This window comes from Streptomyces sp. YS-3 (assembly GCF_045257485.1).
GTDB lineage: Bacteria > Actinomycetota > Actinomycetes > Streptomycetales > Streptomycetaceae > Streptomyces.
In genome coordinates this window covers 1-8,363 of sequence record NZ_JBJHPC010000321.1, presented here as the reverse complement: position 1 = coordinate 8,363, position 8,363 = coordinate 1, and the positions used below count along the sequence as shown (strand labels likewise).

Below are 8,363 nucleotides of genomic sequence, written 5' to 3'. Positions count from 1 at the left end.
CCACCGGATACATCGACCCGCGCCGCCCCTCCGGCGAGGCCAGCCACTCCAGCTTCGCCGCCGTGTCGGTCCCCGGCAGCGGGTTGTGCAGCACGATCGCCAGGTCCGGCCGGGCGGGCACCCGCAGCTGGGTGGACTCCACGAACAGCGTGCCCACCACCGGGTGCTGGAACTCCTTCTTGATCTGGCCGCCGGGCAGGATGTCCCGCTGCCCCCACAGCCGCGCGAACTCCTCCGACAGCCGGGACGCCTCCTCGACGACCTCCTGGAAGCCCTCGTCGCCGGGCCGCTCCGAGCAGGCCGCCCGGTACTGGGCGACCACCAGCGCGGCGATCTCCTCCCAGCCCTTGGCGCGCGAGCGGTAGACGGGGTCGGTGAAGAAGGCGATCAGGCAGTTCTGGACGATCTCGGGACGCATCCCGAGCACCATGGCGGCGGCGTCGTTGTACATCACCGTGTTCCAGTACGCGTCCATGATGTGCGCGGGGAACGGCATCCAGGCGTCGATCAGCCGCTGGAGGCCCTGGCACATGTCGGCGTCGGCGGGGTCCACCTCGGGCGCGGGCGGGTTGAGCCCGGCCAGCACGTACAGATGCCGCCGCTCGGCGCTGGTCAGCTTCAGGACGCGGCCCACCGAGTCCAGGACCTGCGGCGACACCGTGATGTCCCTGCCCTGCTCCAGCCACTGGTACCAGGAGACCCCCACCCCCGCGAGCACCGCGACCTCCTCGCGGCGCAGGCCCGGGGTGCGGCGGCGGGCGCCGCCGTCGGGCAGTCCGGCGGCGGTCGGGCTGATCCGGGCCCGCCGGTTCATCAGGAACTCGCGCAGTTCGGTGCGCCGCAGCGATTTGTCGATCGGCGTGGCCACGTACGTACTCCCCCTCGTCGACTGCTGTCCGGCACCCCGGCCACTGCCTGGTGGTGCCGCCAACAGGATAAGTTCCCACTCTCCACGGCGGATCGCGCGCGGCCAGGCTGTGGCCATGGCAATCGACACCCCCACCGCGCCGGCCACGCCGGCCACCGCAGCGGACCCGCGGGACACCCGGTTCTCCGGTCGCGCGAAGCTGGTCCTGTTCGTGCTCTGCGCCGCCCAGTTCATGGTGGCGCTCGACTTCTCCGTACTGAACGTGGCGCTGCCCGTCCTCGGCGACGACCTGGGGCTGAGCCGGTCCGCGCTCCAGTGGGCGGTCACCGCGTTCGCGCTGCCCTCCGGCGGCTTCCTGCTCCTGTTCGGCCGGATCGCCGACCTCTACGGCCGCAAGAAGCTGTTCCTCACCGGGCTGGCCCTCTTCGGCGCCGCCTCGCTGCTCGCCACCCTCGCCTGGGACCCGGCGTCGTTCCTGACCGGCCGCGCCCTCCAGGGCCTGGGCGCCGCGGTGATCGTGCCGACCGGGATGTCGCTGCTGACCACCACGTTCCCCGAGGGTCCGCAGCGCGACCGGGCGCTGGGCATCAGCGGCACCCTGCTGTCGCTGGGCTTCACCGTGGGCATGGTGCTCGGCGGGGTCATGACGGACACGCTGGGCTGGCGCTCGACGATGGGCCTGCTCACGGTGGCCGCGCTGGTCGTCCTCGCCCTGGCGCCCGGTCTGCTGCCCGAGTCCCGCACCCCCGACCGGCCCCGTCTGGACGTGCCTGGCGCGGTCACCGTCACCGGCGGTCTGCTCGCCCTGATCTACTCCCTGTCCACAGCGGCCCAGCGCGGCTTCGGCGGCGCGGACGTGTGGGGCACCCTGATCGCCGGTCTGGCGCTGCTGGCCGCGTTCGTGGTGGTCGAGTCGAGGGCGCAGGCCCCGCTGGTCTCCCTGCCGATGCTGCGGCGGCGCACGGTGGCGTGGGGCAACCTGGCCGGACTGGTCACCTTCTCGATGATGTCGACGGTCATCTTCGTCCTGACCCTCTACCTCCAGGAGGTCCTGGGCCTGTCGTCCTTCAGGACCGGTCTGGTCTTCGGCGTCCAGGGCGCCATGTCGGCGGTCGCCGGCAGCTACGCCGCCCGGATCATCGGCCGCTTCGGCGCCCACCGCACCCTGGTGCTCTCGCTCCTCGGCCAGGGGCTGTTCATCGCGCTGCTGCTGGCGGTGGGCCGCGAGTCGGGCGCGCTGCTCGCCACCGTCGGGGTCTCCCTGGCCAGCATGTGCCACCTGGGCGCGATCATCTCGTACGGAGTGACCGTCACCAGCGGTGTCCCCGACGAGGAGCAGGGCCTGGCGACCGGTCTGGTCACCACGACCCAGCAGGTCGGCATCACGATCGGCATCCCGCTGCTGGGTGTCCTGGCCACGACCGGGGGCGACCTGTTCTCGGGCGTACGGACGGTGCTGCTGGTGGACGCGGTGCTCGTGGTCGCGGCGGCGGCCCTGGTGGCGGTGGGCCTTGGCCGCCGCCGGGCCTAGGGCGTGTTGCGAAAGTAGCGGTTCACTGCCGGTCGAGCCGAAGCCGCTCGGACTTCGGCAGCCCCGCCACCACCAGGTCGTACGAGTCCTCGATCAGCTCCCGGACCAGCCGGTCCGGGAGCTGATCGATGTCCACCGTGTTCCAGTGGCGCTTGTTCATGTGCCAGCCGGGCACGATCGCCGGGTACTCGGCGCGCAGCCGCACCGCGTCGTCCGGGTCGCACTTGAGGTTGGCGGTGAGCGGGGTGCCGCTCAGATTGCTCAGCGCGAACATCTTGCCGAGGACCTTGAAGACGGAGGTTCCCGCATCGAACGGGAACTCCTCGGTCACGGCGTTGAACGCCAGGCAGAAGTCCCTGAGCTCCTGAGGGGTCACGCCTCTTCCTCCTCCATGACGGCCACCGGCTCCACCAGCACGGTCACGATCTTGTTCCGGCGGCCGGCCGGGGACTCGGCCGTCAGCCGCAGCGCCCGCCCGTCCGGCAGGTCGACGGTGGCCGTGGCGCCCGCGATGGGCACCCGGCCGAGCGCCTTGGCGAGCAGTCCGCCGACCGTCTCCACGTCCTCGTCGTCGAACGCGTCGAGCCCGAACAGCTCGCCCAGGTCGCCGATGTCGAGCCGCGCGGTGACCCGGAAGCAGCCGTCCGCCAGCTCCTCGACCGGCGGCAGCTCCCGGTCGTACTCGTCGGTGATCTCCCCGACGATCTCCTCCAGGATGTCCTCGATCGTGACGATCCCGGCCGTGCCGCCGTACTCGTCGATGACGACGGCGACATGGCTGCGGTCCTGCTGCATCTCGCGCAGCAGGTCCCCCGCGTTCTTGGTGTCGGGGACGAACGCGGCCGGGCGCATCGCGGTGGAGACCAGGTCGGCCTCCGAGTCCCGGTTGATGTGCGTCTTGCGGACCAGGTCCTTCAGATACACGATCCCGACGATGTCGTCCTCGTTCTCCCCGGTCACCGGGATACGGGAGAAGCCGGAGCGCAGGGCGAGCGTGAGCGCCTGGCGGATGGTCTTGTAGCGCTCGATGCAGACGAGGTCGGTGCGCGGCACCATCACCTCGCGCACCAGCGTGTCGCCGAGCTCGAAGACGGAGTGCACCATCCGGCGCTCGTCGTCCTCGATGAGCGACTCCTGCTCGGCGAGGTCGACCATGGCCCGCAGCTCGGCCTCGGAGGCGAACGGGCCCTTGCGGAAGCCCTTTCCGGGCGTGAGCGCGTTGCCGAGGAGGATGAGGAGCTGCGGCACCGGGCCCATGATCCTGGCGAGCGGCAGCAGGACGTACGCGGCGGCCGTCGCCGTGTTCAGCGGGTGCTGGCGGCCGATCGTGCGCGGCGAGACGCCGACGGCGACATAGGAGACGAGCACCATCACCGCGATGGCGACGACCAGCGCCGTCCAGGTCTCGCCGAAGTCCTCCAGGCAGACATAGGTGACCAGCACCCCGGCCGCCATCTCGCAGGCGACCCGCACGAGCAGGGCCACATTGAGGTAGCGGGTGGGGTCGGCGGCCACCTGGGCGAGCTTCGCCGCGCCGCGCCGCCCCGACCGTACGGCCTCGTCCGCGCGGAACGACGACGTACGGGCGATGCCGGCCTCCGCGCAGGCGGCCAGCCAGGCCACCACGACCAGCGCGACGGCGCCGAAGAGCAGCTGCCCGGTCATGAGACGGTCGGCGCCGGGGACGGGCCGGTGTGGCCCTTCTCCGCCCGCCAGCCGTCCACGATGGCCGCCTGCAGACCGAACATCTCGGCCTTCTCGTCCGGCTCCTCGTGGTCGTACCCGAGCAGGTGGAGCACGCCGTGGACGGTCAGGAGCTGGAGCTCCTCGTCCATCGAGTGCCGTGTCGGCGCGTCCTCGCCCTGCTGCTTGGCGACCTCGGGGCAGAGCACGATGTCACCGAGGAGCCCCTGCGGGGGCTCCTCGTCGTCCTTCATCGGCGGACGCAGCTCGTCCATCGGGAAGGACATGACATCGGTCGGACCGGGCAGGTCCATCCACTGGATGTGGAGCTGCTCCATGGCCTCGGCGTCCACGACGATCACCGACAGCTCGGAGAGCGGGTGGATCCGCATCCGCGTGAGCGCGTAGCGGGCGATGTCGAGGATCGCCTGCTCGTCGACCTCGGTTCCGGACTCGTTGTTGACGTCGATCGACATGGTGCGCTCTGACTACTTCCCGTTGCGGTCCTGCTGGCTGTCGTACTTCTCGTACGCGTCGACGATACGGCCGACGAGCTTGTGCCGGACGACGTCCTGGGACGAGAGCCGGGAGAAGTGGACGTCCTCGACACCCTCCAGGATCTCCTGGACCTGGCGCAGACCGCTCTTCGTGCCGTTCGGCAGGTCGACCTGGGTGATGTCACCGGTGATGACGATCTTCGAGTCGAAGCCGAGTCGGGTGAGGAACATCTTCATCTGCTCGGCGCTGGTGTTCTGCGCCTCGTCCAGGATGATGAACGCGTCGTTCAGCGTACGGCCGCGCATGTACGCCAGCGGGGCGACCTCGATCGTGCCGGCCGCCATCAGCCGGGGGATGGAGTCGGGGTCGAGCATGTCGTGCAGCGCGTCGTAGAGCGGGCGCAGATACGGGTCGATCTTCTCGTAGAGCGTGCCCGGCAGGAAGCCGAGGCGCTCACCCGCCTCGACGGCGGGGCGGGTCAGGATGATCCGGGTGACCTGCTTGGACTGCAGGGCCTGGACCGCCTTGGCCATGGCGAGATAGGTCTTTCCGGTACCGGCGGGGCCGATGCCGAAGACGATCGTGTGCTTGTCGATCGCGTCGACGTACCGCTTCTGGTTGAGGGTCTTGGGGCGGATCGTGCGACCACGGCTGGAGAGGATGTTCTGGGTCAGGACATCGGCCGGGGTCTCGTGGCCGTCCTCCGCTCTGCCGTTCTCGCTCGCCCTGAGCATCGCGATCGAGCGTTCCACTGCGTCCTCCGTCATCGGCTGACCGGTGCGGAGCACCAGCATCATCTGGTCGAACAGGCGTTGGATGAGCGCGACTTCCGCCGGGGTCCCCGTGGCACTGATCTCATTGCCCCGGACATGGATGTCGGCCGCCGGGAAGGCCTTCTCGATCACGCGCAGCAGCGAGTCCCGGGATCCGAGCAGCATCACCATCGGGTGCTTGGCAGGAACCTCGATCTGGGCACTCGCCTGCGGCTGTGTGGGTGTCTGAGTCATGGGCCGGCTCTGTGGCCTGCGCATACCTCCTGTTGCAGGGTTCTCGCCGCTCGACAACCTCTGGACTACCAAGCGTACGACCTGGCACTGACAGCGCCGAGAGGTTTTCGGACGGGGAAGCGCCGTGCTGCCGGCTGCCGTCTCCCGCCTGCGGACCGTGCGTGGCCGGTCCGCGGACACCCGCTCATGCCGGACGGCGGAAGCCGATCGTGGGCACCGCCCGCCGCAGCGGCCACGGCCGGGCCGCGCCCGGCAGCAGGCCCTCCAGGAACTCGTAGCGGCGCAGGGCCGCGGGGTCCTGGCCGGACCGGGTGCGGACGGCCTGCCACCACGCCGCGATCTCCGCCCAGCCCGGCGCCGAGAGCGAGCCCCCGAACTCCTGGACGGACAGCGCGGCCGTCAGGCCCGCGAAGGCGAGCCGGTCCGCGAGCGGCCACCCGGCCAGCGTCCCGGTGACGAACCCGGCCACGAACACATCGCCCGCCCCGGTCGGGTCGAGCGCCTCCACCGCGATCGCGGGGACCTCGGCGGTCTCCCCGGTGGAGCCGTCCACCGCGTACGCGCCCTCCGCGCCCAGGGTGACCACCGCGACCGGCACCTTCTCGGCCAGGGCGCGGGCCGCCGCGCGCGGGCAGTCGGTGCGGGTGTAGCGCATCGCCTCGCCCGCGTTGGGCAGGAACGCCTCGCAGTGCTCCAGGCCGGTCAGGCCCGCCAGGTTCCAGTGCCCGGTGTCGTCCCAGCCGACGTCGGCGAAGATCCGCGCGCCGTGCCGGGCGGCGTCGGCGATCCACTCCTCGGTGCGGCCGGGCACCAGCGAGGCGATCGCGGCACGCGCGCGTGGCGGCACGGCCGGGGCGGACTCCTCCGGGGGCGCCTCATGGCCGTGCGACACCATGGTTCGCTCGCCCTCGTACGCCATGGAGACGGTGACCGGCGAGTGCCAGCCGGGCACGGTCCGCGACAGCGACAGGTCGATGCCCTCGCCCTGCTCCAGGGCGTCCCAGCAGTACTCGCCGTAGTGGTCGTCGCCGAAGGCCGCCGCGAGCGAGGTGTGCAGCCCCAGGCGGGCGAGCGCGATGGCCATGTTGGCGACGCCGCCGGGGCTGGAGCCCATGCCGCGCGCCCAGGACTCGGTGCCGCGCACCGGGGCGGAGTCGAGGCCGGTGAAGATGATGTCGAGGAAGACCGTGCCGGTCAGGAAGACGTCGCACTCCGGGTCGCGGGGCCGGCGCACCTTGCCCAGCGGGTCGACGCCCGCGGTGTGCCCCCACCGGTCTGCGCGGTCCTGCTGCTCTCTGCTGGATGTGGTCACGGCGGACTCCCGTTCGCGTACGGATGGGGCCAGTGTGCCCGATCCGTACGCGCCCGGGAGCCTGGGCCGGGGGTCCGCGGGGCGGCGGGTGACCGTGTCTACCAGCGCGGCAGCGCCGGCGCGCGCCACTGTTCGTGCCCGGGGGCCCGGCGCATCGCGGCGGCGTCGTCGCGGTCGCGGAAGGTGCCGTCGTCGGCCAGCCAGCGGCGGTGGAGCCGGTCGAGGGCGTCCCGGTCGAGGGTGACGCCGAGCCCGGGAGTGTCGGAGACGGCCAGGCGCCCGTCCCGGAAGACGGGGCGGTCCACGACGACGTCCTCGCTCTGCCAGGGGTAGTGGCTGTCGCACGCGTAGTCGAGGTTGGGCACGGTCGCGGCGACCTGGGTCATGGCGGCGAGACTGACGCCGAGGTGCGTGTTGGAGTGCATGGACAGCCCCACGCCGAAGGCACGGCAGACCGCGGCCAGCTCCCGGGTGTTGCGCAGCCCGCCCCAGTAGTGATGGTCACTGAGGACGACCTGCACGGCGTCAGTCAGGAACGCCTCGCGGACCTCGGGGAAGGTGGTGACGCACATATTGGTGGCCAGCGGCACGGAGGTGCCCGCGGAGACCTCCGCCATCGCGCGCGTGCCGGACGCCGGGTCCTCCAGGTACTCCAGTACGTCCGCGAGCTCGGCGGCGACGCGGAGCGAAGTGGCCGCGCTCCAGCCGCCGTTCGGGTCGAGCCGCAGCGGACGCCCCGGAAAGGCCTCGGCGAGCGCCCGGATCGCGGCGGTCTCCTGCTCGGGCGGGAAGACGCCCCCCTTCAGTTTGAAGGAGCCGAACCCGTACTCCCGCACGAACCGCCGGGCCTGCGCCACGATCCCCTGCGGATCGAGCGCCGCGCCCCAGTCGTCCTTCTCGCCCGTACCGCCCGGGTGTTCGGCCCACCGGTAGAAGAGATACGCGCTGTACTCCACGCTGTCGCGCACCTTGCCGCCGAGGAGGGTGTGCACGGGGAGCTCGAGCGTCTTGCCGAGCGCGTCGAGGCAGGCGACCTCGAAGGCGGAGACGACGGAGAGCCGCAGCTTGTCGGCGCTCTGGACGCCGCGCAGCCCGCCGACGTCCACGGAGGTGTCGACGCGAGCCTCGTCCACGGGCAACTCATTCATGAGTGTGAACATCCCATTGAGGTCCGCGAGTGCGTGCCGGGCGGCGAGGAGGGAGTCGGCGTACGGCCGCGCCAACTCCAGGTACTTGGTGTCGCCGTAGGTCTCCCCGACACCGGTGACGCCGCTGTCGGTGATGACTTCGACGATGAGGCGGGGGGTGTACGGCTGGTGGACCCCCTGGACGTTGAGGAGCGGGGGGTCGGAGATGAGGACGGGGGTGAGCCGGACATCGACGAGGTGGATCGACTGCGACGGTACATCCATGGGAATGGAGACTAGATATGTGAACGACGGGGGTCAAGGAAGGGAGCACCAC

At 71.2% G+C, this 8,363-nt stretch carries 8 protein-coding genes; 1 reads left to right on the top strand and 7 read right to left on the bottom strand.

The features are described from left to right. A partial coding sequence (locus ACJA3G_RS23510; protein WP_406555017.1) for a helix-turn-helix transcriptional regulator occupies window positions 1–814 on the bottom strand: 814 nt, incomplete at its 3' end. A gap of 169 nt (window positions 815–983) precedes the next feature. Here ACJA3G_RS23510 and ACJA3G_RS23505 point away from each other — a divergent pair. Continuing rightward, window positions 984–2,399, top strand: coding sequence for an MFS transporter (locus ACJA3G_RS23505; protein WP_406555016.1), 1,416 nt, complete (start codon window positions 984–986; stop codon window positions 2,397–2,399). Between the two features lie 22 nt (window positions 2,400–2,421). On the opposite strand, the gene ACJA3G_RS23500 is transcribed toward ACJA3G_RS23505, so the two are convergent. From ACJA3G_RS23500 to ACJA3G_RS23475, 6 genes are all read right to left on the bottom strand, one after another. Then, window positions 2,422–2,775 carry an MmcQ/YjbR family DNA-binding protein gene (locus tag ACJA3G_RS23500; RefSeq protein ID WP_406555015.1) on the bottom strand — a complete coding sequence of 118 codons (354 nt, stop codon included), beginning with the start codon at window positions 2,773–2,775 and terminating at the stop codon, window positions 2,422–2,424. Continuing rightward, window positions 2,772–4,064, bottom strand: coding sequence for a hemolysin family protein (locus tag ACJA3G_RS23495; RefSeq protein ID WP_406555014.1), 1,293 nt, complete (start codon window positions 4,062–4,064; stop codon window positions 2,772–2,774). Before ACJA3G_RS23495 ends, ACJA3G_RS23500 begins: the two co-directional genes overlap by 4 nt. Beyond that, window positions 4,061–4,558, bottom strand: coding sequence for an rRNA maturation RNase YbeY (ybeY, locus tag ACJA3G_RS23490; RefSeq protein WP_385544560.1), 498 nt, complete (start codon window positions 4,556–4,558; stop codon window positions 4,061–4,063). The genes ACJA3G_RS23495 and ybeY overlap by 4 nt, the downstream gene beginning before the upstream one ends. Window positions 4,559–4,570: 12 nt before the next feature. Next, window positions 4,571–5,587 carry a PhoH family protein gene (locus ACJA3G_RS23485; protein WP_406555013.1) on the bottom strand — a complete coding sequence of 339 codons (1,017 nt, stop codon included), beginning with the start codon at window positions 5,585–5,587 and terminating at the stop codon, window positions 4,571–4,573. Between the two features lie 184 nt (window positions 5,588–5,771). Then, window positions 5,772–6,899 carry a carbohydrate kinase family protein gene (locus tag ACJA3G_RS23480; RefSeq protein ID WP_406555012.1) on the bottom strand — a complete coding sequence of 376 codons (1,128 nt, stop codon included), beginning with the start codon at window positions 6,897–6,899 and terminating at the stop codon, window positions 5,772–5,774. A gap of 98 nt (window positions 6,900–6,997) precedes the next feature. Next, window positions 6,998–8,311 (bottom strand): glucarate dehydratase family protein, encoded by a 1,314-nt coding sequence (locus ACJA3G_RS23475; RefSeq protein WP_406555011.1) that lies wholly within the window; start codon window positions 8,309–8,311, stop codon window positions 6,998–7,000. Window positions 8,312–8,363: the final 52 nt, after the last annotated feature.